The following is a 25,179-nucleotide window of genomic DNA, read 5'->3' on the forward strand; positions in this document are numbered from 1 at the left end:
AGAGTTCTTGGTTAGAAGGGGGGAGAAAATTATGTTTAGTGCATCACAACTTACTAGCGAGCAGAAGGAACAAATCGAAGCATGGGCTGCAGAAGGAGCGCAGCTCCAAGATATTCAGAAGAGAATGCAGGAGGATTTAGAGATCCAAGTGACGTATATGGATACGCGCTTTCTCGTGTTAGACCTTGGGATTGAGCTGAAAAGTGAGGAGACTGCGGCGGACGCTCCGAAACCTGAGGACCCGATTAAGGTTCCGACGGGTGAGGTGGAAGCATCAGTGGATGAAATTGTACGTCCAGGAGCTCTGAAGTCTGGCTCTGTGAGTTTCAGTGACGGGGAGAAAGCGTTGTGGATGATCGATGAGATGGGGCGTCTTTCTCTGGACGCTGACACTCCAGGTTACCAGCCGGAGGAGGAAGATCTGATCAAGTTTCAAGAGAAGCTTAGAGATCTTCTCACATAGGTTTTTTTACGTAAAAAGAAAGGCCAAGCAGTTTTTGCTTGGCCTTTTTGTTGGGAAGTAGAGAGGTGTGCAACTTACATATTGCGGGTGATCATAGCTTTGCGTTTGAGCCCGTCGATCCAACGTTGGTATCTTTCTGAAGACTTTTCGCGTTCGACGTTACGACGGACGAGTTTGCGGACTTCTGGGTCGGAGAGGGCTGGTGCAGGTCCGAGGTATTTCTTTTTAACGACAATGATATGGAAACCGCCAGCGTCTTCGAGTGGGCCGATGACAGAGCCTGTTGGTTCTTCGAAGATCATGGTGGCAATGACTGGGGAGAGGTCGATGCGGGCGACATCTTCTTGGAGTCCACCATCATCTGCCCATGCGTCTTTAGAGTGTTCTTTAGCAAGTTCGGCGAAGTCTGCACCGTCTTTGAGTTTTGCTACGATTTCTTCAGTCAGTACGAGCTGAGACTCTGGAGTGGCAGTGAGATCATCTTCATCGAGTTTTGGGATGTAGATTTTTTGGAAATCGCAGCGGTCTTTAGAGGTGTCGCGGAGCTCTGGTTTGATTTTAGCATATTCAGAGCGCATCTCTTCTGGGGTGGCAGGAGGGGTGTCTGAAAATTGCTGGGAGCGCATGGCTTGGACAATGAGCTGACGGTGGATGAGTTCACGGTATTTCTTGAAGGAAATACCTTTGGATTGGAGTTCTTCGCGGAAGAGGCCGACGTTGTTGTTGTAGTCACTGCGTACTTTTCGGCGAATTTCTGAGTCTACGATGTGCTCTGGGATCTGAGCTCCCATGGTGTTGAATTCATAGAGGACGAGTTCGCGTTCGATGAGTTCTTCGACGATCTTGTCTTTAGCTTCTTCAATTTCTTTGTAGTAGCTCGGTGTTTTACGTGGATACTTACTAGCAAGGTAGGCTCTGAGGGGAGCGAGTGAGAAGGCAACTTCGTTTTTGGTGACGACGCGTCCATTCACTTTGGCTGCGATTCCGTTGAGCTCGACAGCTGCAGTAGCAGAAAGAGCGAGGCCGAGGCCGAGGACTATGTGGAGTAAAAATTTCATAAGCATGAATGAGCTTCTAAGGGCGGTTTACCGCGAATGGAGCGACAAGAAAAGACCTATTAGTCTAACTTTCTTGTCGGATGTGACACGGAATGAGTGTGGGGAGTGCTTTAAGTCCTGCTAGAGCTGAGGGATGGCTTTTAAGAGGCGTTGGGTGTAGGGGTGTTCAGGTTGGTTGAAAACACGGTCGGCTTCGCCGTATTCTACGATTTCGCCTTTATACATGACTGCGATGTTGTCGGCAATGTAGCGAACTACGGAGAGATCATGGGAGATGAAGATCATAGTGAGGTTTAGTTCCTTACGCAGATCGAGGAGGAGGTTGAGAATTTGAGATTGAATGGAGACGTCTAGAGCTGAGACGGGTTCGTCAGCAATGATGAGCTTTGGTTCGGGTGCTAGTGCGCGAGCGATGGCAATGCGCTGGCGCTGACCGCCGGAAAACTCGTGCGGGTATTTTTGCATGAAGGAGGGGTTGAGTCCACATCGTTCCATGAGTTCTACCACAGCATCGGTGAGTTTGCTTTTGTTTTTCTTAAGCGCAGGGTGGCGCTGAGTCAGAGCTTCTGCAAGTGAGGTAAAGACTGTCATGCGTGGATTTAAAGAGGCATAAGGGTCTTGGAAAATCATCTGGAAGTCGAGACGGCGGGCGCGCACTTCATTTTTTGGTAGACCAGTGAGTTCGGTGCCTTCGAGGGTGATGGTTCCATCTGTGGCGGGGATGAGCTGCATGATGGTGCGGGAGAGTGTGGATTTGCCGCAACCAGATTCGCCCACGAGTCCGAGGATTTCACCGTCTTTAATACTGAGGCTTACGCCGTTGACTGCTTTTACTGTATCGACCTGCTTGGAGAATATGAGGCCCTTGTTGACGGTGAAGTGAGTTTTGACGTCTTGGAGTTCGAGCATGGTCGTGTGGGGTTTATCCAAGTCATATTTTTGTTAGGTGCTGACTTGGGCTGTTGTGCCGAGTGGGAGCTCGGCGGCGATGAGTTAGTAGCTGCGGCCCCAGATGGCGCGCGCTTTAGTGAGGGCGCCGGTGAGGATACATGGTGCTTGCTCACCGTCTTGTTGGTCGAGAGGGAGGCAGCGAATTGTGATTTTGTGCTTTTTACTGAGAGTCTCTTCTTCCTCAGTGCTTCCAGCCCACGGAGTAATGAGCCAGCCTGGTTGTTCTGCGTTCCAGTGTTTTTCGAAATCTGATAGGTCGTTGCATTCTGTGATATTAGCGTCGCGGAATTGAGTCGCGCGGGTTAACAAGTTGTCTTGGATTGCTTGAAGTGTGTCTTCAACATTGCGCAGGAATTCTTCTTTTTCGAGGAATGCTTTTTCGTTAGACGCTTGGTCGCGGCGTTGGAGGCAGACTTTACGTGATTCGAGGTCGCGTGGGCCGATTTCGATACGGATAGGAGCGCCTTTTTTGACCCATTCCCATTTCTTTTCGCCGCCTCGAAGATCGCGTTTGTCGACAAGTACTCGGAGTGGTTCACCATGGAATGATTTCGCGCGGAGGGTTTTTGCGAGCGCTTCACAGGCATCGATAATGGCGTCACGCGTGTCTTCTTTCGGAGTGACGGGAATGATGATGATTTGTTGAGAAGCGATGCGCGGAGGGAGAACAAGGCCATCGTCATCAGAGTGAGCCATTATGAGGGTGCCGATCATGCGGGTAGAAACGCCCCAGGATGTAGTCCATGCATGTTGGGTTGATCCATCACGCGCGGTGAAGGAAATATCTTGAGCTTTGGAGAAGTTTTGGCCGAGGAAGTGTGAGGTGCCGGCTTGGATTGCTTTCTTATCCTGCACCATGGCTTCTACTGTGAGTGTCATGTCGGCACCGGGGAAGCGCTCGGCTTCCGATTTTTCACCTGGGATGGTGGGGATGGCGAGGTGTTCGCGGAGGAATTTTTCGTAAATGGCGTGCATTTGACGTGTTTCCTCGAGTGCTTCTTCTTTAGTTTCGTGTGCGGTGTGTCCTTCTTGCCAGAGGAATTCTGCGGTGCGAAGGAACATGCGGGTGCGCATTTCCCAGCGCATGACGTTAGCCCATTGGTTAATGAGTAATGGAAGGTCACGGTAGGATTCGGTCCAACGAGCGAATGCTGCACCTATTACTGTTTCGGAAGTCGGGCGGATGACGTATGGCTCATTGAGCTTGCCCGCAGGTTCCATGGTGGTGGAGCCATCTTCTTGTTTTGTCGCTTCTAGGCGATGGTGAGTGACAACGGCACATTCAGTGGCGAAGCCTTCAGCGCATTCAGCTTCTTTTTCAAAATAGGAAAGTGGAATGAGAAGTGGGAAATAAGCGTTTTGGTGGCCAGTCGCTTTAAAGTATTTATCTAACTGTTGCTGGATGTTTTCCCAAATGGCGTAACCCCAAGGTTTGATGACCATACATCCACGCGTTTCGGAGTTCTCTGCTAGATCAGCACCTTTGATGACTTGCTGGTACCACTCTGGGAAGTCTTCTGCACGCGTGGGTTGGATCGCGGTTTTCGCTTGTTTGGCCATATGGAAGGAGGTTTAGCTTTACATCATAATTTGCGCAAGAGTGGAAATAGAGAATGCGGGTGATGTATTGCGCGAAGTTCTGACGGAAAAGGGCTGAATACGTACTAGAAGGGCGTTTCTGTCACTTATTTTGTGTTTTTTGAATGTTTATTCTCGCCAAAAGCAGTTGAGCTTCGTTAGTACACTATGAAACCTATTCACTATGAAGCATTATAAACTCAAAACGCTCATTTCTACGGTGGCGCTAGCCGCTTTAACAATGGCTAGCAATGTCCACGCCCAAGCAGGGAAGGTGTCAGCTTCGGATCTAAAATTCGACACGCTGCAGTCTCCAGAAGTTGGTGGTAACACCGGTCGTAAGAGCTGGAAGCCAAAAGATTGGCTCGAAGCGGAAGTGAAGATAGAGATCGAAATGCCTAAATCGTATAAGCATGCATTTGTAGATTCTGTGACTGTTAAATGGTTCGTAGCCGTCGATAACCCAGATGGAAATGGAGTCTTGTTGTTAGAAAAGGAAGTTGAGCATGTGAACTTCCCCGTAGGTGAAGAGGTGTATTCATCTGTTTATTTGTCTCCCGCTGCCATCGAGCGCATCAGTGGCTCTGATAGAGCGAGCAAAACGATGATTAAGGCTATTGGTGGTGAGGTGTTAGTGAATGGCACTTCGCTTCCTGATGACAAAGGCCGTTACTTTACTGAAGGTCAGAAGCTGGGTTGGTGGACATCAGGTTCGTTATCACGTTACGATCGTGTTCCTCTTCTTAATAAGAACGAAACTCCGTTTAAGTTCTTGTGGTGGGACCGCTACGCTGAAATTAAACCAGAGCGTCGCTAATTCAGTCGAAGTGCTAATCTTTAGTTTAGCGCTTAGACGTTTTCTTTTTCATAAAAAACTGCACACATTATTATGGCTGACTCACAGTCGCTGATTACATTAAATATAGGCTCACAGACGGTGAGTATGGGGATGTTTTCCCGTTCCAAGGACGGAGGATTAATTCTTAAGAAATATGAAACGACTACAATCTTAGCTGATCCTGCAGCAGAGATGACTCGGTTGTCGCAAGTGAAGCTTGCGGTGGGTGAGTTATCCTCTCGCTTAGGCGTCTCAAAGGTGAATGTCGACTATGCTATTTCTGGGCAATCTGTCTTCACTCGTTTCGTGAAGCTGCCGATGCTGGGAGATGATGATCTCGAGCAGTTGGTTGCATTTGAAGCGCAACAGCACGTTCCATTTCCAATCAATGAAGTTGTTTGGGATTGGCAGTTGTTAGAATCTAGCGGGGCTGAGAAAGAGGTTGTCTTAGTGGCGATCAAGGCGGATGCACTGGATGAGTTGAATAATTGTGTGCGCGAAGCTGAGTTAGGCACGAACTTGGTGGATACATCACCAATGGCTTTAGCAAATGCATTTCGCTATAGTTACGGTGAGCTTGAGGAGTCCTGCTTGTTGATTGATATCGGTGCGCGCACGAGTAATCTGATCTACATCGAAGGGAAACGCATCTTTACACGTAGCATTGCGATTGGCGGTGCTGCAGTGACTAGCGCGATTTCGAAAGAGTACGGCGTTTCTTATTCTGAGGCTGAGTCACAGAAGTTGACAAATGGGATGGTTGCGCTGGATACGCGTCATACATCGCGGATGGATGAACTTACAGGAGCGCTTGCGACATGTATTCGTACGGCTTTAAACCGTATGCCTGCTGAGATTGCGCGGACAACGAATTTCTTCCGTAGCCAGCATGGAGGAAGCGCACCGCAGCGCGTCTTCATAGCGGGCGGCGGGGCAAACCTTGTTAACATCGGAGAATTTTTCCAAGAAAAACTACGCTTGCCTGTTGAGTTTTTCAACCCATTGAAGCGTATCTCTGTCGGTCAGGGAGTGGATGTGGATAAGATTTCTGCACAAGCGCATCAGATCGGTGAGCTGGTCGGCTTGGCGCTCCGTTCGATTGATAAAGCACCGATCGCGATTGATCTAGTGCCGGAAGTGGTTCAGGCCGAACGCGAAGATAAACGACGTCGTCCGTTCTTGATTGGTGCGGCTGCGATTATTCTTGGCGCATTTGGTTTGCTGTACGTTGCAAACTCAATGAAGGCGAGCGACGCACAAGCTAAAGTCTCTGAGGTGAAGGAGCGCAATAAGGTGCTCACACGTTCTGCGAAGCCAATTGAGAGACAGGCCAAGCGTGCTGAGTGGTTGGAAGACTTTAGTGATCAGTTGGTTGCTGCGCATGAAGGGCAGCGTTACTGGTTAGAAATGGTTGATGATTTTAAGCAACGCTTCGGTGACACCCATGTTTGGGTAACGGACTTTTCTCCGGTGGTCGATTTTGTACCAGGCAACGCAAATGTTACTGAACTAGTAAGAGGTGATTTCGCCTCACAGGCATATGGGACGAGTAGTTTGACTGATCTTAAGTTGGAGCAACCGAAGTTTCTGCCAGGAGGTCGCCCTAACTCCCGTTATGTAGCGCCAATGATTAATGCCGTTCGCGTGAAGGGACTCTGGAGGGGAGCTAACGGAGCGTCTACTGTTAATGATTTGGTTAAAAAACTTACCACAGACTCGAAGTTCTTCACTTTGGAGATTGAAGTGAAGGATGGGAAGAAGACCGAAGTTCGTGAGTTGACTACTGACGAGTATTTAGAGAACTCGAGCATGCTTAAAGATGGTGAGTATGCTGCATCCTATTCGCTTATTATTCCACTTAAGCAACCAATTGAACTCGATTAACACAATGAGCTGGATTCAAGAAAATAAATTTACAGCCGCGCTAGCGGGGGGAACCCTTGTCGGTTCGATCGCCTTGATCGTTCTAGCTAGTGGGCAGAGCGGAGATTATGAAGATGCACAAAGTGCGCTTGATGAAGCTCTAAAACAAGAGCGTGAACTACAAGAGGGGAGGCCATATCCGACCCCAGAAAATGTGCAAGCATACAAGGATAACGTGGATGATTACGCACGTGTGACGCACGCTTTACAGCGCGATTATCAACGTTACAGACCGACTGCTGAAGAGGTTCAAGATTTTCAGCCAGATCAGTTTAGTAATAAGGTGAGTGGCTATCGCAGCCGTTTGGACGAAGCTTTTAAGGCGAATGGCGTGGAGCTTCCTGAAGGTTGCCTTTATGGATTTGAGGCATACTCACGGACTTTTCCGCGTCCAGCGGCAACTGGTGAGTTGAACTACCAGATGAAGGCTTTAGAGTGGTTGTTTAGCGATTTAGCTGAACAGAAACCAGAAGCTTTACTGAATGTGGTGCGACCTCAGATTGCGGTTGAAGCAAGACCTAAAAAAGAGGATAGAGCAACAAAGCGTAGAGGTGCTGAAGTTGATGAGAAAATCTACGATGTCTATCCTCTGGAATTGTCTTTCCGTTGTTCTGAGAAGAGCTTTAAGCATTTCTTAGAAGACGTCGCGAGCTCCAAGGAATACTATTTTGCTGTGAATGCGATACGTATTCAAAATGAGCGCCAGACTCCACCGAATGCCTCAGATGCTAAGTTTCCTGTAGTTACAGCTAATGAACCTGCATTTGATAGCTTTGATTCCTTTGCTGGCTTCGATACGGAGACAGTGGATGAAGGGGGGATGACAGTGGAAGAGGGAGCTGAAGATGCGCTAAGCTCATCAGAGAATGAAGTAGAAAGTGCAGTGATAGCATCTGACGCTGATGAAAGTCGCTTGTTGATGCAGATCTTAGGTGATGAGCAGATTAATGTGTATCTCAAGTTAGATCTTATTGTGCTTAAACAGGAGAGCACCAAGTTGCCGACAGAGTCAGACGAAGAAGCATAACAAAAAATTAGTATGTCTTGGATAGAGGAAAATTATGAAAAGGCTGCACTAGGTGGTGCAGTGGCCATTCTTGCAGGAGTTGCTGCACTAAGTTTTATTGGGAAAGATGATGTTAGTGCTAAAGCTTTAAGTTTTGACCGGAACGATGACCCGAGTGTGGAGGCCTTAGCTGAGGTCTCAAGTGTGTTAGAGAGCCGTAGTGCTCCAGCGCAAATTCGGGAAAAGATAGTGAGTGGTCGTGAGGTAGATCTTTTTGTCGGACAGGCTCTTTATGTAAAAGAGGGTCAGTCTACTGCAGTGGATCTTTATGACAGCGAGAATGTGCACCAAGGAATCGCTAACGCATGGTGGCGAAAATATGGAATTGATCCAGGTTATGTGAATTCTGCTGATCGTGATTACGATAAAGATGGCTTCACCAACCGCGAGGAGTTTGTAGCGAAGACAAACCCTGCTGATAGTTCGGCATATCCCAATCCTATAGCAAAGCTTGAGCCTCAAGGTGTAGAAGTCTTTAAGATGCAGATGCGCTGGAGTATTTTTAATGCTGATCAAATTACTTTGTATTACCAAGATACGAAGAAGCGTCGTTTTAATGAACGAGTCTCTGTCGGTGATGCATTTTTTGCACGCGATGAGGAGGGTATCAAAGGTCGCTTTACCTTGGTAGGTAAAGTCGAAGACCAAGCTGGCCCAGGGGGGCGCGTTCAGGACGGTTACGAGATTAAGGATAATACTCCGCGTTACAAAGGAGAAGATCGCGAGAAGTTTACCGTATGGCGCCGGGGTGATAAACCTGGTGGGTTTACTGAAGTTCAGGACCTTTCGGTTGAGTTTCGTCTCAAGGCATTGGATAAAGACAATGAAAGCTTCATTGTGTCAGAATTTGAGACATTTTCTCTACCTTATGATCAAAACGCAACAGAGCGCCCATACCGTGTTGAATCTATCGATCCAAGAGGGGATCAATATATCATAACGGTTAGTTATTCTGAAGAAGGAGTTAAGACTTCTAAGGAATTTATTGTTAGTAAATAAAAATTTTGTTAGTCCGAATCGAGATAAATTAAGTAATAGAGACTAACTAGAGTTCTAAAAATTGTAGAATTCTAAAAAAAATACTTCACAAGCCCCCCATTATTAGAAGAACCTACCTACCAATCATGGAAAAAATACCTACGCATCGTTCCAGTCGCACTGCTGCCATTTTGATGGCGGCGGCTGCTGTTATGCCGCTTTCTTCCCATGTGGCTCACGCGCAATCCCTTGTTCAGCAAGAGGTCGCACGTCGTGCTGCACAGGTGCAAGAAGCGGATGCCGCCCTACTTGAAGGTCGCAAGCTTTATGCTGAGTCCAAGTATGAAGAAGCTGTAGCTCAATATAAAAAAGCGCTTAGTCTTCTTCCATCTGGTCCAGCTGTAGCGGATCGCCGTCACGCATACACAGGTCATTTAGTAGATGGCTCCATTGCTCTAACTCAGCAGTACCGTCGAATTGGCCGTTATCAAGAAGCTCGTGAATTGCTCACGGAAGTCCTTAATAAGGATCCGCTTAACATGGCTGCGAAACAGCAGCTCGAGTATCTCGATGATCCGATCCGCACAAATCCGGTGCTTACCTATGAGCACACACAAGATACCGAGAAGGTACGCAAGCACCTTTACCGTTCTGAGGGTTACTATAACCTAGGTCAATATGATGAAGCTGAAGAGGAATACAAAGAAGTATTACGCATCGACCGTTACAACAAGGCCGCTAGACGTGGGCTTGAGCGAATCGCTAACACAAAATCAGATTACTATCGTGCAGCGTATGACCATACGCGTTCTGAACTCCTCAAGGAAGTTGATGCAGCATGGGAGCTCACTGTGGCGCCACGTGTACAATTTACAGATGATTTAACAGGAACATCACAACAGGACGTTACTGGTGCTCTTTATATCCGCCGTAAGTTGCAGAATATCATTCTTCCTTTAGTTGATTTCCAAGATATTTCCGTCACGGATGCAGTGGACCAATTACGTCAACGTGCACGTGAGCTGGATACATTGGAGTTAGATCCTACCAAGAAGGGTGTAAACTTCGTAGTGATTACTCCGAAGTCAAACTCAGGCTCAGAGGATGCAGCTGCATCTGAATTCGGAGCGAGCACTTCTACTAGCTCAACAACTATTGATTCACTTCAAATGCGCAATGTGCCGCTCGAGGTAGCGCTTCAGCAAATTTGTGATAAGGCCGGTCTTCGCTATAAAGTAGAAGACTATGCAGTGAAGCTTCTTCCTGTGAACGAATTTGAGGATACTGAGCTTTACACGCGTTCGTTTAGTGTTCCACCAGATTTCATGACTTTGATCGGTGATACTAGCGGTTCCGCCAGTGCTGCTAGCTCAGATCCATTTGCAGATCCAGTGGATTCAGGTGGCGGTAGTGGTATTGCAGCCACTCCTCCTGTAAAAGATCTACTTGAAAAAAGTGGTGTGGTATTCCCAGACGGAGCGACAGCGAGTTTCTCTCGTGCACGCTCTGCGCTTACTGTACGTAACACTGCGAACAACCTAGATATCGTTGAGCAACTTGTAAACGACATCAAGAATCAGAAACCAAAGCAGATTCGTATTGCTACGAAATTTGTTGAGGTGACTCAGGAAAATACAGACGAGCTTAGCTTCGACTGGATTCTTTCACCTGTGACTCTGAATGGTTCTGCAACGCAGTTCCTTAGTGGGGGCACAATTGGCAGTGGGGCACCTCGTATTGGTTCAGATTTCACATCTCCTCAGATTCCAGGTATTCCAAGTGACCCGACTGCGAACGTTTCAAATATTGTTACAGCAGGGAATCGTACAGGTACTTATGCGATCGATCGAAATGCGATTGATGCCTTCTTGAATAACCCGAACCGACTAGCATCTGGTAACACTGCTGCACCAGGGATTCTTTCCCTTTCAGGAGTGTATGGTGATGGCCAGGTTCAAATGATCATGCGTGGTCTTTCTCAGAAGAAAGGTGCCGACATTATGACGGCTCCAAGCATTGTGGCTCGTTCAGGTGAAAAAGCGACAATCGAGATTATTCGTGAGTTCATTTACCCAACTGAGTATGAACCACCAGAACTTCCAAACAGTGTTGGTAGTAATAATAATACTGGGACTACTGGTATTCTCGGGACTACTACATCATCTACGAATTCGTTCCCTGTGACTCCAGCGACTCCGACGGCGTTCGAGACTCGTAACACTGGTGTGATTCTTGAGGTGGAGCCGACACTCGGTGATGATGGCTACACTATCGATCTACGTTTCGCTCCAGAGATCGTAGAATTCGAAGGATTCATTAACTACGGTTCTCCAATTCAGACTTCAGGTACTGATGCTCTCGGTAACCCAGTTACAGTGACTCTCACTGATAACCGTATTGAGATGCCAGTATTTTCCACACGCCGTGTAACAACAGGTCTTACCATTTATGATGGCCACACTGTTGCAGTTGGTGGATTGATGAAGGAAGATGTACAGAAGGTGGAAGATAAAGTGCCAGTCCTTGGTGATATTCCACTCATTGGACGTCTTTTTCAATCTAATTCGGAAAACCACACGAAGAGTAACCTTATTATCTTCACGACTGTGAACATAATTGATGCTACTGGTAAGTCTGTGCGTAACAGCATGGGTGAGCTTGATTCATCTGGTGCTTCATCACTAGGTGGAGGTAGCGACGGACTTCTTCCGACCATCAAATAATCTGACAATTATCCATTGATTGATTTATGACGGGGTAGCGCGATGCGGCTACCCCGTTTTTTATTGTGATGAGAGTACTAGGGTTGACAGGTGGAATTGCGACTGGAAAGTCGACTGCAGTTGAGTGTTTTAAGAAGCTCGATCCCACGGTTAGTGTGTTCTGTGCTGATGCTTCCGTGGCTAGAATCTATACAGATCCAGCAGTGTTAACTGAGCTGGAATCGATTGTTGGCGATTCAGCTGTGATTAAAGATGGAGCACTTAATCGCGAATGGTTGAGGAAGCGTTTGTTTTCAAATAGTGGATTAAAGCAAGAGATCCAGGATTTGATCCATCCTTTGGTGCGAAAAGATTGTCTTGAATGTCTGGAGGAATCACGTAGAAGTGTCTCGACGTCATCGTTTATTGCAGACGTGCCCCTTTTGTTTGAAGGAGGCTTTGACTTCGGTCAGGATGCAAATCTGGTAGTCGCTGTATCGCGTGAGACGCAGGTTCAGAGGCTGATAATGAGGAACGGATTCGATGATGCGACTGTTCAGGCCATTCTTGCGGCACAACTTCCCATTTCTCAGAAGGAGAAGTGTGCCGATGTTGTGCTATGGAATGAAGGGCCTATCGGCGTATTAGAAACGCAAATCCAAAGATTTATAGAAAATAAGTATCAATGAGTGAGGAAAACGCATCACCAGAAAATGAGCAAGAAGTAGATTCTTCTGCAGAGAATTCTTCTAGCCAAGCTGAATCAAAAGAGGCCGTAGAGACACAGGTTGAAGTTCCTGAGTTTGTTTATGTGAATGAATTTCGCGAAAAGCCTTTAGCTGAGTTACATGAGATCGTGGAGTCACTGCCAATCAGATCCCAAGCAACGGCGACAAAAAGTCAACTCGTGTTTGATATCCTATCCTTTTATGCAAAGCACGGAACTGTTCTCGAAGGAGAAGGGTACATGGAGCAGGCAAAGGATAATTACGCGATGCTTCGTGACCCCATGCGTTCCTTTAAGACATCGCCAGATGATCTTTACGTAGGTGGTGAGTTGATTCGCAATCACGGATTATTGATCGGTCAAAAGGTGAAAGTGCGCATGCGCGCTCCACGTGGTCGGGATAAATACCTGTCAGCGATGGAGGTATTAGAAGTGGAAGGATTGCCCGTTGAGGAATACGTAAAGCCAAAAGACTTTGATAAGCTTACGCCAATGTTTCCAGATCAACGGATCATCCTTGAAAATGGTAAAGACGGTGGAGTCGGTGTGCGACTTATTGATTTGATTGCGCCCTTAGGCAAGGGCCAGCGCGGATTGATCGTGGCTCCTCCACGTGGTGGTAAAACAATCTTGTTGAAGCAGATTGCGAAGTCTATTCGCCATAATCATCCTGAAGTGGAGCTGATTATTCTCTTGTTAGATGAACGTCCTGAAGAGGTGACAGATTTCGAAGAGACTGTAGATGCACATATCTTTAGTTCTACATTTGATGAGCCGGCGCGCCGTCATGCACAGGTTGCTGATCTTGTGTTAGAGCGCGCTAAGCGTTTAGTTGAAATGGGAAAAGATGTCGTTCTGTTGCTCGACTCACTGACCCGTCTTGCCCGTGGCCACAACAACGCACAGAGTAATGGGCCAATCGGCAGTGGTGGTGTTAATCCAGCCGCTTTGCAAAAGTCTCGTAAGTTCTTTGGAGCAGCTCGTAATGTCCAAGAAGGAGGTTCGTTGACTATTTTGGCAACAGCCTTGGTTGAGACGGAAAGTCGGATGGATGAAGTTATCTTTGAAGAGTTCAAGGGAACGGGCAACATGGAGATTCGCTTGGATCAAGATTTGGCTGAACGTCGCATCTATCCAGCTATTCATATACCACAAAGTGGGACTAGAAATGATGACCGACTCTATCACCCGGATGAAATGCGAGCAGTGTTAGAAGTTCGTAAGGTTGTTGCTGCATTGCCAGTTGGAGATGCTATTATGACTTTGCTCAAAGCGTTAGATCAAACACAAACGAACACTGAGCTATTACTGAAAGGGATTACTCGCTAAGATTCCCAGTTGAATAAACCTCGTAAATACTATGATTGAAAACACCCAAGAGCTTGCTGAATTTTTGGCAGGGTGCAAAGGGGACTTTAAGGCGCTAGATACAGAGGCGGATAGTCTACACTGTTATCACGAAAAGTTATGCTTACTGCAGTTTAGTGACGGTGAGCGCCATGCGTTGATTGACCCACTGGCAATTGAGGATCTAAGTCCACTAACAGACATGATCAAGGAGTCTGAGCTGTGGATGCATGGTGCCGATTATGATATTGTGCTGATGCGTCGCGATCTAGATGCTATTCCTCCTGTCGTGTGGGATACGCAAATTGCTGCGCGGCTGTTAGGTGTGCGCAAGTTTGGGTACGGAAACTTAGTGGAGCATTTTTTAGGTGTTGAGTTAGAAAAAGCATCGCAGAAGGCTGATTGGTCGAAACGTCCACTCACAGAGAAGATGGCGGAATATGCGATCAACGATGTTCTTTATCTCAAGCCAATGGTGGATATTCTACTGGCTCAACTGAAAGAAAAAGGGCGCTATGAATGGTTTGTTGAAAGCTGTGTTCACGCTCGCCAGAAAGTTTTAGACCGGCCACAAACGAAAGAAGATCCGTGGAGAATCCAAGGAGCTGGGCGTCTTGCGCCGAAAGGTTTATTGTACCTCCGCGCACTTTGGTATTGGCGTGATAGTGAAGCCTCAGACTGGGATAAGCCTCCATTTATGGTCTGTGGTAACAAGCAGCTGTTTGCTTGGGTTGCTGACCTATTGGCGAAAAAGCCAATCGAACTGCCTAAGCATTTCCGCACATCGCGTAGAAAGAATTTTTATACGGCGATTGAGGAAGCCGATAAGGTGCCAGAAAACCTCTGGCCGAAGCGGGTGAAGGTTGCCAAACGGCGAGTCAAAGATGAAGCCTTTGATGAAGCTTGTGTCGCACTTGCTGCTAAGCGAGATGAGGTGGCTGAATCCTTAGATATCGACAGTTCACTGATTATTGCTAAGGCTACGATTGAAGCCCTTGCGGCGAACGAGGTAGAGCCTTCTGAAGTGCTGATGAAATGGCAGTGCGAATTGCTGGAAATCTAGTTGAATATCATTGATTTATGAGGCTCTCTAGTGTATTTACTAGAGGGTCTTTTTTGTCGTTAGGAAAATGGTGAAAAAAGTGTCAAATGGGAGCGCTTCTTTCTTGTGTTGTGAAGGGGAAATTATACCTTCTTCACACTCATGTCAGATACGCCTATTGAGCCCGAAGAGGCTGATACAAATGTTTCCGGAGATCAGGAATATGGCGCCTCGCAAATCGATAAATTGGAGGGTCTTGAGGCCGTCCGAAAACGTCCCGGTATGTATATCGGTGACCCCGATGTTAGAGGCCTACATCACTGCGTTTTTGAAGTTTTAGATAACTCCATTGACGAACATCTCGCTGGTTATTGTTCTACTATACTTGTTGCGCTCCATGTGGATGGTTCTATCTCGATTTCCGATGATGGTCGCGGCATTCCGGTAGACATCCATCCGAAATTTGGCATTCCCGCTGTGGAGCTTGTACTTACAAGTCTTCACGCTGGTGGTAAGTTCGGCCAAGGTGCTTACAAGTATTCTGGCGGTCTCCATGGTGTTGGCGCCAAGTGTGTGAACGCTCTTTCTGATTGGTTCAAAGCCGAGGTGACTCGTGAAGGTAAAGTGCACCAAATTATTTTTGAGCGCGGCAAGACCACTCAACCGCTCGAGGTTGTAGGTGAAGCTCCTTCTGACAAGACTGGCACCAAGGTGACATTTTTCCCAGATGCGACCATCTTTGTTGACACTATTAATTTTGAGTTTGATCGCTTAGCAACACGTCTTCGCGAACTCACTTTCCTCAACCCAGGGCTAACGATAGTTTTGGAAGATGAGCGTCCTGAGAGTGAGAAGAAGGAAACATTCTATTACGCAAAAGGCATTGAAGAGTTCGTCGCTCAGCTGAGTGAGAACAAAACAACTGTGCATGAAGAGCCTGTCGTGCTTACTGGTAAGCGTCAGGTAGAAATCGATTACGATGGTAAAGTCGTAGAAGATGACGTCTTCGCGGACGTAGTTTTCCAATACAACGACAGCTATCAAGACAACATCCTTTGTTACGCGAACTCCATTCCGAATGCCGATGGTGGTACCCACCTCACTGGTTTCCGTGGAGCTTTAACACGTTCTATCAACCAGTACGCTAAGGCGAATAAGATTCTTAAGGATAAGGATCCATCTCTATCTGGTGATGATGTACGTGAAGGTATTGTCTGTGTGATCAGTGTAAAAATGCCTAACCCGCGTTTCAGTTCGCAGACCAAAGATAAGTTGGTGAATGCGGAAATCGAAGGCGTGGTTTCATCGATCGTTTACGAAGGGCTTCAAGCATATTTTGACGAAAACCCGAATCTCGCAAAGCAGATCATCGACAAGGCTGTGAATGCGGCCCGTGCGCGTGAAGCCGCACGCAAAGCGCGTGAGACGGTGCGTAAGTCAGTGATGTCCGGTGGAGGTCTTCCGGGTAAGCTTGCAGATTGCTCTGAGCGCGATCCTGCTAAATCCGAACTCTACATTGTGGAGGGTGACTCTGCGGGTGGTTCGGCCAAATCTGGTCGAAATCGTATCAACCAAGCGATCCTTCCACTGCGAGGTAAGGTGATCAATGTTGAGAAAGCTCGTCTGCATAAGGCGCTGCAGAATAAGGAAATTCAGGCAATGATCACAGCGATCGGCGCAGGTATCGGTGAAGGAGACCAAGAAGGTGCATTTAATATCGAAAAAGTGCGCTATCAGAAAATCGTGATTATGACGGATGCCGATGTGGACGGTTCTCACATCCGAACCCTTCTTCTCACCTTTTTCTGTCGTCATATGCCTGAGCTAGTAAAAGCTGGTTTTCTCTACATTGCGCAGCCTCCATTGTATAAAATCACACGTAAGAAACGCGAAGAATATATCGCTGACGATGCTGCACTGAACACGATTCTAATTGAGCTGGGCTCAGAAGATTTACGTTTGGTAAAAGATGGTGAGGAAGCGGTCAATGATCCACAAATCTTACGGTCAGTGCTCGATTCTTTGGCCCAGCTAAAGCGCTTCACTAACACTCTAGAAGGTCACGGAGGAGGTTTCCGCGAGTTGCTTGCAGCTGAAAAAGATGGTCATCTTCCTGAGTATCTCGTGCGCGTGCGCCAAGGGAATGAAGAGTTTATTAAGTACTTTGACACAGAGAAAGAGCTTCTCGAATTCGCTGCAGACAACCGAGATCTTCGACTCTTTGGCGAAGATCTCACTGAGGAAGAAGAAGCTGAGTACAAGGATAAATTCGAAGGGCTTCAGCGCCGTGCGATGAAGCATGAGCTGCATGAAGCGACTGCGATTCAGAAGATTCTCGCTCGTATTGAAGAGCTCGGTGTGCCAGCTCACCCGTTCTATTCAGAAGATAAGCCTCTCTTCCAATTGGTAGATGGTAGCGACGATGACGCTGAGGCTATTCCAGTATTTAACCTTTTCGAACTGCTAGATTCAGTGTTGGAAATTGGTCGTCGGGGAATGCGTATTCAACGATTCAAGGGACTTGGTGAGATGAATGCTAAGGAGCTTTATAATACGACGATGGACCCTGAGAAACGTCAGTTCCTCCGAGTCAGACTCGATGAAGAAAATGCACTCGAAGCTGACAAAATGTTCGACGTGCTGATGGGAGATATCGTGGAGCCACGTAAGCGCTTTATTGAAGATAATGCGCTTAATGTCCGTAATCTTGACGTCTAATAACCGCTACTAAAAAAACTTAATTAAAAAACGATGAACGATTCAATTAAGCCGATCAACGTGGCGGAGGAGATGTCTAACTCTTTCTTGGAGTACTCCATGTCCGTGATCATTTCTCGTGCATTGCCTGATGCGCGTGATGGCCTCAAGCCTTCTCAGCGACGCATTCTCTATGCGATGCTTAACGATCTATCACTTTCACCTAACAAGGCTCACCTAAAGTGTGCGCGTATTGTGGGTGACACGATGGGTAAGTATCACCCGCACGGTGATAGTTCTATTTACACGACCTTGGTGAACATGGCTCAGCCGTGGACGATGCGTGAAACGCTGGTCGATGGTCAAGGTAACTTTGGTTCTGTGGAAGGTGATGCCGCTGCGGCGATGCGATACACTGAGGCCCGTCTGACTCACATGGGTACAGCGATGATGACTGATCTTGAAAAGGAAACAGTCGACCTCACACCGACCTATGATGAAACGCGTGATGAGCCAGTCGTGCTTCCTGCGGCCATTCCTAACCTCTTAATCAATGGAGGTACAGGTATTGCGGTGGGTATGGCGACGAACATCCCTGCCCACAATATGGGCGAGGTGATCGATGGCGTTTGTGCGCGTATTGACAACCCTCAGATTTCTATTGAGGAGATGAAGCAATACATCAAAGGGCCAGATTTCGCATCTGCCTGTGAGATTCGTGGCTTCAAAGGGATTGATTCCTATTTCCGTACTGGGCGTGGTAGCGTGAAAATGCGAGGAACTATGGAAGTCGAAGAAAAGGCTTCAGGTACTTCCATTATCACCATCACTCAGGTGCCGCACGGTGTGAACCGAGCTGTACTACAGCAACGTATTGCTGAGCTTGTTAGAGAGAAAATCCTCACGGATATCTCTGGCATGCGTGACCTTTCCGATGACCAGACTCGCATTGAGATCACTCTCAAGCGTGATGCTCGTCCGCAGGTGGTGATGAACCAGATCTTTAAGCTCACTTCAATGGAGACTTCCTTCGGAGTGAACATGTTGGCGATTCACGAACGCCGTCCTAAGCAACTTTCTTTGATCGATGCCTTAGATGCATTTATTGAGCACCGTCGCGATGTGGTGATCCGCCGCACACGTTACTTGCTGAAGAAAGCAGAAGCTCGCGCAGAAAACCTCGAAGCCTTCTTGCTCGCTCTTGGACACCTCGATGATTTCATTAAGATCATTCGTGATTCTAAGAACCGCGATGAAGCGAGAACACGTTTGAAAGGTTACGACTTCCCGGCTTCCACAGCGGAAAGTCTAGGCATTATGATTCGCAATCAAGCGAGCATTATCAATGACCGCTACGTCTTCACTGACCGCCAGGTGAATGCGATCCTTGAACTCCGCCTTTATCAGCTCACTGGTATGGAGCAGGATAAGGTAAAAGTGGAGTACGACAAGCTGCTTGAAGAGATTAAAGACTTCCTTGATATTCTTGGATCCGAAGCTCGCGTTCTCGATATTATCAAGGCTGAGCTTCTTGAGATTAAGGAGAAGCACGCGACTCCTCGTCGTTGCCCGATCCTTCCTGATGAAGGCGAGATCGCGATCGAAGATCTTATTGCGAACGAAGGTATGATCGTGACTCTTTCTAACAAAGGTTACATCAAGCGTACTCCGAGCGCTGAGTACCGCGTACAAGCACGTGGTGGTAAAGGTGTGAAAGGCATGGAGACGAAGAATAAGAATGATGACGAAAAGGATTTCGTTGAACATCTTTTCTCTGCTCAAGCACACGACTACCTCATGTTCTTTACCAATACAGGTCGTGTCTTTGTAGAGCGTGTCTATGGACTTCCAGAAGGCTCAAGAGCTTCCAAAGGTCGTTCTATTAAAAACGTGCTCAACCTTCAGCCAGACGAAACAGTCGCGGCAACGCTCCGACTCGAGCGTCAGCTCGATGAGGATGGCAACGACATCACGCTCGCAGTGGAAGATAAGTTCGTTCTCTTCGCGACACGTTCAGGTAAGGTCAAGAAGACAGCTCTTGCTGACTTCAAGAACTATCGTAAGGATGGTATCATCGCGATTAAATTGGATGAGGGTAACTCACTGATTGATGTGCGCCTGACTAAAGGTGATGACGAAGTGATTCTAGTCACTCGCAAGGGTCTCTCACTTCGCTTCACGGAAGATCAAGCACGTGCTCAGGGACGTGCAACTGCAGGTGTTGCAGGGATCAAACCAGTTGAAGGCGATTACGTTGTGGGGATGGCGATTGTTAATGATGAGGGAACGCTTTTAGTCGCCTCTGAAAATGGCATCGGGAAACGTTCACCATTTGCAGATTATCGCTCACAGTCCCGTGGCGGTAAGGGCATTATAACCATGAAGTGTAATGAGAAAACTGGTGAAGTTGTTGGAGCCGTCATGGTGCTGCCAGAGGATGAGTTGATGCTGATGACCTCTGATGGTCAATCGATCCGTATTCGCTGTGCTGATATCCGAGAAGCTGGCCGTAACACTTCTGGTGTGAAGCTGGTGACCATGTCGGATGACGTGAAACTTCAGGACATTGCACGAGTTGTGCCAGACTCTGAAGAAGAAGCTTTGCTCGAAGCTGAAGAAGGGGAAACTCCGGATGGTGAATCTCCAGAAGGTGATACTTCTGAGCTTGAAGCTTCAGACGAATAAGTATTTCTTCAAAAGGAACTTTCAAGACCTGCACGGGATTTCCTGTGCAGGTTTTTTTATGGCTCGCACAAGGCGTGAATTGTTGGTTGCTGGGGTGATTAAGAAATGCTAGCTATGCGCGATGTTTCACACCGATGGCCGACACATGTTACAGGTACTTCTTGCCATTTTGATGGCAGGGGGCGTGAGCGCGAATCATTTGGAAGAGCGGCTAGCGGTCGAGCATGCTGAGCAACTTGAGCAAATGCGCTCTCGATTTAAATCGCTCAGGGATCCGTATCGCATTCCACAAAAGGCGAAGGTGATTGTGGAGCAATATGAGGGGCCGAATGAGCGGTATCAATATTCGTGGCAGCGCGATATCCCAGTGACTATTTTTTGGGTGGGTGAAGATTCGAGTGCTAATAACCCGACCCATAATCACGCTAGCTCGTGGGACCCCAATTGGCGAGAAAGCTACGGTGGGGTTGACGACCCAGAGAATCGAAATGGTTATTTTCCTGCGACATTTCGCCCTAAGATGAACCCATTTTATATCGCTTTACCCTACAATGACATAGCTCGCGGTGGGGGACGATTTAAGCCGGAGGCATCGAAGATGATTAAATGGTTTTGGCGTGCCGCAACGGTGCCAGGACGTTCTGTCTGTAAAGGGCGCTGGGTAGCAATCCATACGGGGCACAAAGTTTGCTACGCGCAGTGGGAAGATTGTGGGCCGTTTTACACTGACGATTATGAGTATGTTTTCCAAGGGAGACGACCTAAGCCGAACCGCAATGGCAACGCTGGTTTAGACATCAGTCCTGCAGTACGTGATTTTCTAGGAGTAAAAAGCGGTGAGCGCGTTTCTTGGAAATTTGTGGAAGCGGACGATGTTCCTCCTGGTCCTTGGGAAGAATGGGTGCTTCCGCAAGGTTGAGTGAGCTGATCAGCTGGTTGGTAATTCACACATTTCTTGCTGCTTTTTGAGAGAGCTGCTTGTTGCTGTTCGTAGTTATTTTGTCTTCTCATAGCTCAAGCAGATTGTCTTTGTGTTTGAAATGCGTGCGAAGGCGGACAAAGCTTTTTACACATATGAAGAAACTTACACTCACCACTCTTACGTTCGCGGCTACGGCTGCATCACTTTCCGCCGAACAACCAGCAGACCATCTCGTCTTTGAAGGAGATCCAGCGCTTCCAGGCAAAAATAAGCACGTTGTCTTGATCGCAGGGGACGAAGAGTATCGCTCGGAAGAAGCAATGCCGATGCTTGGTCAGCTCCTGGCAAAGCAAGGGTTCAAGTGTACTGTGCTCTTTTCTATGGATAAAGAGAACAAGTTTGTAAACCCGTTGAACCACAAGAGCCTCTCGTATCCAGAAGCTTTAGATTCAGCCGATGCTCTAGTGTTGAGTATCCGTTTCCGTAATTGGCCTGATGAGACAAATGGAAAATTCATGGCAGCCTTTGAGCGTGGAATCCCTGTGGTGGGAATGCGCACTACGACGCATGGCTTTAAAATCAAAGGTAGCTCGGACTACTCATTTTTGAGCTTCAATAGTAAGTCGGAAAAAATGCGTGGAGGCTTTGGGGAGCAAGTACTTGGAGAAACATGGGTTTCTCATTGGGGCAAGCATGCGGTACAGGGAACCCGTACTATTGCTGAGGAAGCGAATAAAGAGCACCCAGTGTTGAATGGTGTAGAGTCTATTTTTTGTAAGTCAGACATCTATGAGGCAAAACCTTTAGAACCTTCGACTATTCTCCTACGTGGCCAAATCACTGAAAGTTTAGAGTCAGATTCTGCCATCGTGACTGATGGGAAAGGTGCCACCTTGCAACCAGTGGCTTGGACTAGGAGCTATAAGCACGAGAATGGGAATGAGAGTAAGATTGTAACGACTACTATGGGCTCTGCTGATGACCTTCTCGATGAAAACCTAAGACGCTTAGTCGTTAATGGTGTCTTCTGGGGACTTGAACTACCGGTTCCTGAGAAAGCAGATGTGGAATTTGTCTCTGCCTACAATCCTACGATGTTTGGCACAAAGACCTTCCCAGCTATCCCGAACGATCCGCGTGTTCCTTACGTCAAGGGTCGCACACCGAGTGACCTCATTAGCTTGGAGAAGGGCGAGTAATTCACAGCGTCTTAAATTCTAACCACTCACAAGCCGATGTATAAATCGACTCTACTTTTCCTTGCATCTGTCCCTCTACTGCATGCAGCGGAACTCAATGTAGCGAATGCCTCAAAGCATCCATATGCCGATGTTAAACAAGGGCGAGAAGACTACCGTTTCGCAGACAAGAAGACTAATGAAGTGCGCTTGTATGATTTCTATCAGCGTCAAGCGGACTACTATATGGATCCCGCGAATGAGGTGCCTGCGATCATTCCTGCGTATCCTGGGCTCGATGGCGGTAGCCACGGCCACTGGGGGAAGCACAACCAGAACAACTACAAAGATCCTCGCTGGAATGCGATGGGGCAGTCCCAGTTCTGGGGGCAGGAAATGGATAATGTTATTACCGATTCAGTAAGTGTTCTCGTAGATTCTGAGCAGAAGCTTTACACTGCATTTTCTCCGAAGACGAATTTGAGCTTTTACCGCTTTTGGAGTGGCAGCCAGCCGGTATTTAACCCAACGCGTTGGGGGATTGGTCGCGGTGTTACCTTGAAAGGCAAAGCGAGCTTTGGCTCAAATGGTAAGACTATCAAATTAGCTTATGATCGAAGTAAACCGAGCAAAGCCGTAGTGGGCTGGCTGGTGGACCGTTCTAAGCAAGAATATTTGGGAATGTATGATTCTCAGGGAGTATCCGTGTTTGCCTACAAGTTAGATGGCTCAGAAGTGCTCGATGCGGTGCAAGGTTTACCCAATGGTGTGTATCAGCGCACTTTAGAATTTGTTTCCGACTTTGAGGGCGCCGAAGTGGCTCTCTTTGATATCAAGGGCAAGTCTTTGAAAGTGTCTGATGGAATTGCAACTGGGCTGCTGGCTGACGGCAAAACCAAGTTCGCAGTTCGGACGCAAGCAGCTGGGGAGAATATATTTAAAGCTAAAGGTAATACGCTTGTTCTCAGTATCGCTAAGCAATTAGCTGGCAGCGGGATGAACATTTTCATGAGCGCGGATAAAAAGGCGCTCGGCGATAAGCTTGTTGCAGCTGAGAAAGGCGCGAAAAAAGTCAGGCTCTCTGAACTCGTGAAAAAGCCCAAATCGCGCTGGAGCGATGACATGCAAAACCTTGCTGTCACCAAGGCGAAAGACGATGCGGCTTACGTGATCGATGATTTTGACATTCCTCTTGAGAATAAGAACAACTCCATGTTGTTCCTTTCTGGGATCGATTTCAATAAGGACGGCGCTGCGTTCATTTCTACCTTAATGGGTGAGGTCTATAAAGTGACGGGTCTCACTGGCTCACAGACAAAGTGGCAGAAGATAGCTACCGGCTTGAACCAGCCACTCGGCCTGCAAGTCTGGGATGAAAAGGTGTATGTGCTAGAGCGCGAGCAGATCACTGAGCTTCAAGATCTCGATGGTGATGGAGAAACAGATTTCTATAGCAACTTCTCAAATACCTTCCCGACACAAATGGGAAGCCATACGCATACTTATGGTTTAGAGCGCGATGCCGATGGTAATATCTACTTTGTTTCAGGAATCACTGGGTATCGGCTTTCGCCAGACGGCAAAGAATACACAGCCTTGAGCACTGGAATCCGCAATGGCATGGGTTTTGGTTCTATGTCTGATGGTACGATATTAGTAGGTCCGCAGGAGGGAACTTCGACACCTGCGTCAGCCATTTTAGAACTCAAAGAAGGCGACAATCATGGTTTTAAGAACCGAGAGGCGCTCTCTGTGCCGCTCGGTTATGTTCCACGTGGTATTGATAATTCAACCGGTGGATTCCTCGAAGTCGAAGATACACGATGGGGGCCGCTTGGCGATAAAGGGCTGGTCTCTGTCTGTTACGGTTATGGTTCTTGGTATCAAATTCTGTTTGATAAGAGCTTTAGCAAAGAGCAAACTCGCCAAATCGCGACAGTGCCGATGAAAGGTGAATTCGCCAGCGGCGTCTTGCGTGCTGCAGTGAATCCAGTCGATGGTCAGGTCTACACTGTGGGTCTCGACGGTTGGGGCGACTACGCGCTAGCGGATGGTTGTTTGCACCGTATCCGTTACACTGGAAAGCCGATGTATGAGCCGCTTGGTTTCGCTACTTCTGACAATGGCATCACAGTGCATTTCGAAAATGAATTAGATGCAGCAGCGGTGAAAGACGTGAAGCATTACTTCGCGCAAATGTGGGATTACAATCACACTAAACAATACGGTTCGCCCGAGTTCTCTCTTAAAGAGCCGAAGTCGCTTGGTCACGATCCACTTAACGTGAAGAGTGCGCATCTCTTAGCAGATAAGAAATCGATATTTGTGGAGATTCCCGACCTTCAACCTGCGATGCAGATGCACCTTCGCATGCATTTAAAAACAGCTAATGGAACAGAGTTTAAGACTGATCTTTTCCCAACGATTCTTAACCTTGGTGAATACAAGGAATTTGAAGGAGCTGCACCGAAGATGGACAAGAATCGCGAGTTTGTGTTGCGCAGTGACCGGGTGGAAGGAGAAATCGAAAATCTCGATACCCAGTCTGGCGAGCAAGATGATCACGCGAAAAAAGTCGTCGTGAGCACGCCTCCAGGCCTCAAGTTCGATAAGACCAGCTTTAAGGTGAAAGCCGGCGAGTCCGTTGCATTGGTTCTGAAGAATGCCGATGTGATGCCGCACAACCTTGTGATCGTGAAACCGGGTAAGAAACAAGCAGTAGGCGAAGCCGCCTTCAAGATGCTCAGTGATCCTGAAGCTCTCAAAAAGAGTTACGTTCCTGACGATAAGTCAGACGTCATTGCCTTTACTTTCGTGGTTGATCCGAAAGGCTCACACACGACTTACTTCACAGCTCCTGAGCAGAAGGGCGAATACCCCTACATCTGTACTTTCCCAGGTCACTGGCAGGTGATGCAGGGTAAGATGATTGTCGAGTAGAAGACAACAAAGAGACATTTAGCTATGGCCGATTTCCCAAGTACATGGATTTCGGCCATATTTATGTGGGGGTATATTCGAACC

17 protein-coding genes are annotated in these 25,179 nt (G+C 47.6%); 14 read left to right on the top strand and 3 right to left on the bottom strand.

Features of this window, described 5'->3' with window-relative positions:
* The first annotated feature begins 31 nt into the window (after positions 1-31).
* Complete coding sequence (locus ACFPK9_RS10255) at positions 32-463, top strand: hypothetical protein (RefSeq protein WP_377094792.1); 432 nt, start codon at positions 32-34, stop codon at positions 461-463.
* Positions 464-537: 74 nt separating this feature from the next.
* Here the strand turns inward: ACFPK9_RS10255 and ACFPK9_RS10260 are convergent, their stop codons facing one another.
* From ACFPK9_RS10260 to proS, 3 genes are all read right to left on the bottom strand, one after another.
* Complete coding sequence (locus ACFPK9_RS10260; protein WP_377094793.1) at positions 538-1,521, bottom strand: peptidylprolyl isomerase; 984 nt, start codon at positions 1,519-1,521, stop codon at positions 538-540.
* Positions 1,522-1,641: 120 nt separating this feature from the next.
* On the bottom strand, positions 1,642-2,451 hold the full coding sequence (locus tag ACFPK9_RS10265) for an ABC transporter ATP-binding protein (RefSeq protein WP_377094794.1): 810 nt from the start codon (positions 2,449-2,451) through the stop codon (positions 1,642-1,644).
* 63 nt (positions 2,452-2,514) lie between these two features.
* Positions 2,515-4,032: a proline--tRNA ligase gene (proS, locus tag ACFPK9_RS10270; RefSeq protein WP_377094795.1), complete on the bottom strand. Its 1,518-nt coding sequence runs from the start codon at positions 4,030-4,032 to the stop codon at positions 2,515-2,517.
* A 202-nt stretch (positions 4,033-4,234) separates the two neighbouring features.
* Here proS and ACFPK9_RS10275 point away from each other — a divergent pair, with 202 nt between their 5' ends.
* The 13 genes from ACFPK9_RS10275 (at position 4,235) to ACFPK9_RS10335 (ending at position 25,095) form a co-directional block, all read left to right on the top strand.
* Positions 4,235-4,867: an Amuc_1102 family pilus-like protein gene (locus ACFPK9_RS10275; protein ID WP_377094796.1), complete on the top strand. Its 633-nt coding sequence runs from the start codon at positions 4,235-4,237 to the stop codon at positions 4,865-4,867.
* 72 nt (positions 4,868-4,939) lie between these two features.
* On the top strand, positions 4,940-6,772 hold the full coding sequence (gene mul2B / locus ACFPK9_RS10280) for an Amuc_1101 family PilM-like pilus complex protein (protein ID WP_377094797.1): 1,833 nt from the start codon (positions 4,940-4,942) through the stop codon (positions 6,770-6,772).
* A 4-nt stretch (positions 6,773-6,776) separates the two neighbouring features.
* On the top strand, positions 6,777-7,838 hold the full coding sequence (locus ACFPK9_RS10285) for an Amuc_1100 family pilus-like protein (protein WP_377094798.1): 1,062 nt from the start codon (positions 6,777-6,779) through the stop codon (positions 7,836-7,838).
* A gap of 12 nt (positions 7,839-7,850) precedes the next feature.
* Complete coding sequence (locus ACFPK9_RS10290; protein WP_377094799.1) at positions 7,851-8,876, top strand: Amuc_1099 family pilus-like system protein; 1,026 nt, start codon at positions 7,851-7,853, stop codon at positions 8,874-8,876.
* Positions 8,877-9,001: 125 nt separating this feature from the next.
* Complete coding sequence (locus ACFPK9_RS10295; RefSeq protein WP_377094800.1) at positions 9,002-11,578, top strand: Amuc_1098 family type IV pilus outer membrane protein; 2,577 nt, start codon at positions 9,002-9,004, stop codon at positions 11,576-11,578.
* A gap of 68 nt (positions 11,579-11,646) precedes the next feature.
* Positions 11,647-12,246, top strand: a complete 600-nt coding sequence (gene coaE / locus ACFPK9_RS10300; protein WP_377096615.1) for a dephospho-CoA kinase — start codon at positions 11,647-11,649, stop codon at positions 12,244-12,246.
* Positions 12,243-13,613: a transcription termination factor Rho gene (gene rho / locus ACFPK9_RS10305; protein WP_377094801.1), complete on the top strand. Its 1,371-nt coding sequence runs from the start codon at positions 12,243-12,245 to the stop codon at positions 13,611-13,613. Before coaE ends, rho begins: the two co-directional genes overlap by 4 nt.
* A 31-nt stretch (positions 13,614-13,644) precedes the next feature.
* Positions 13,645-14,694 carry a ribonuclease D gene (locus ACFPK9_RS10310; protein ID WP_377094802.1) on the top strand — a complete coding sequence of 350 codons (1,050 nt, stop codon included), beginning with the start codon at positions 13,645-13,647 and terminating at the stop codon, positions 14,692-14,694.
* 141 nt (positions 14,695-14,835) lie between these two features.
* The gene (gyrB, locus tag ACFPK9_RS10315) at positions 14,836-17,391 is read left to right on the top strand and encodes a DNA topoisomerase (ATP-hydrolyzing) subunit B (protein WP_377094803.1); all 2,556 of its coding nucleotides are present in this window, start codon (positions 14,836-14,838) and stop codon (positions 17,389-17,391) included.
* A gap of 33 nt (positions 17,392-17,424) precedes the next feature.
* The gene (gyrA, locus tag ACFPK9_RS10320; RefSeq protein WP_377094804.1) at positions 17,425-20,055 is read left to right on the top strand and encodes a DNA gyrase subunit A; all 2,631 of its coding nucleotides are present in this window, start codon (positions 17,425-17,427) and stop codon (positions 20,053-20,055) included.
* A 145-nt stretch (positions 20,056-20,200) separates the two neighbouring features.
* Positions 20,201-20,974, top strand: a complete 774-nt coding sequence (locus ACFPK9_RS10325; RefSeq protein WP_377094805.1) for a hypothetical protein — start codon at positions 20,201-20,203, stop codon at positions 20,972-20,974.
* A 155-nt stretch (positions 20,975-21,129) separates the two neighbouring features.
* Positions 21,130-22,176: a ThuA domain-containing protein gene (locus ACFPK9_RS10330; RefSeq protein WP_377094806.1), complete on the top strand. Its 1,047-nt coding sequence runs from the start codon at positions 21,130-21,132 to the stop codon at positions 22,174-22,176.
* A gap of 36 nt (positions 22,177-22,212) precedes the next feature.
* Positions 22,213-25,095: a plastocyanin/azurin family copper-binding protein gene (locus ACFPK9_RS10335; protein ID WP_377094807.1), complete on the top strand. Its 2,883-nt coding sequence runs from the start codon at positions 22,213-22,215 to the stop codon at positions 25,093-25,095.
* Positions 25,096-25,179 lie beyond the last annotated feature (84 nt).

The organism is Rubritalea spongiae (assembly GCF_042652385.1).
GTDB classification, from domain to species: domain Bacteria; phylum Verrucomicrobiota; class Verrucomicrobiia; order Verrucomicrobiales; family Akkermansiaceae; genus Rubritalea; species Rubritalea spongiae.

Excerpts from the sequence above, each read along its gene's own strand:
- rho (WP_377094801.1), top strand. The coding sequence starts at position 12,243 with ATGAGTGAGGAAAACGCATCACCAGAAAATGAGCAAGAAGTAGATTCT.
- ACFPK9_RS10335 (WP_377094807.1), top strand. The coding sequence starts at position 22,213 with ATGTATAAATCGACTCTACTTTTCCTTGCATCTGTCCCTCTACTGCAT.
- ACFPK9_RS10325 (WP_377094805.1), top strand. The coding sequence starts at position 20,201 with ATGTTACAGGTACTTCTTGCCATTTTGATGGCAGGGGGCGTGAGCGCG.
- ACFPK9_RS10275 (WP_377094796.1), top strand. The coding sequence starts at position 4,235 with ATGAAGCATTATAAACTCAAAACGCTCATTTCTACGGTGGCGCTAGCC.
- proS (WP_377094795.1), bottom strand. The coding sequence starts at position 4,032 with ATGGCCAAACAAGCGAAAACCGCGATCCAACCCACGCGTGCAGAAGAC.
- mul2B (WP_377094797.1), top strand. The coding sequence starts at position 4,940 with ATGGCTGACTCACAGTCGCTGATTACATTAAATATAGGCTCACAGACG.
- gyrA (WP_377094804.1), top strand. The coding sequence starts at position 17,425 with ATGAACGATTCAATTAAGCCGATCAACGTGGCGGAGGAGATGTCTAAC.
- ACFPK9_RS10260 (WP_377094793.1), bottom strand. The coding sequence starts at position 1,521 with ATGAAATTTTTACTCCACATAGTCCTCGGCCTCGGCCTCGCTCTTTCT.
- ACFPK9_RS10310 (WP_377094802.1), top strand. The coding sequence starts at position 13,645 with ATGATTGAAAACACCCAAGAGCTTGCTGAATTTTTGGCAGGGTGCAAA.
- coaE (WP_377096615.1), top strand. The coding sequence starts at position 11,647 with ATGAGAGTACTAGGGTTGACAGGTGGAATTGCGACTGGAAAGTCGACT.
- ACFPK9_RS10295 (WP_377094800.1), top strand. The coding sequence starts at position 9,002 with ATGGAAAAAATACCTACGCATCGTTCCAGTCGCACTGCTGCCATTTTG.
- ACFPK9_RS10255 (WP_377094792.1), top strand. The coding sequence starts at position 32 with ATGTTTAGTGCATCACAACTTACTAGCGAGCAGAAGGAACAAATCGAA.
- gyrB (WP_377094803.1), top strand. The coding sequence starts at position 14,836 with ATGTCAGATACGCCTATTGAGCCCGAAGAGGCTGATACAAATGTTTCC.
- ACFPK9_RS10330 (WP_377094806.1), top strand. The coding sequence starts at position 21,130 with ATGAAGAAACTTACACTCACCACTCTTACGTTCGCGGCTACGGCTGCA.
- ACFPK9_RS10285 (WP_377094798.1), top strand. The coding sequence starts at position 6,777 with ATGAGCTGGATTCAAGAAAATAAATTTACAGCCGCGCTAGCGGGGGGA.
- ACFPK9_RS10290 (WP_377094799.1), top strand. The coding sequence starts at position 7,851 with ATGTCTTGGATAGAGGAAAATTATGAAAAGGCTGCACTAGGTGGTGCA.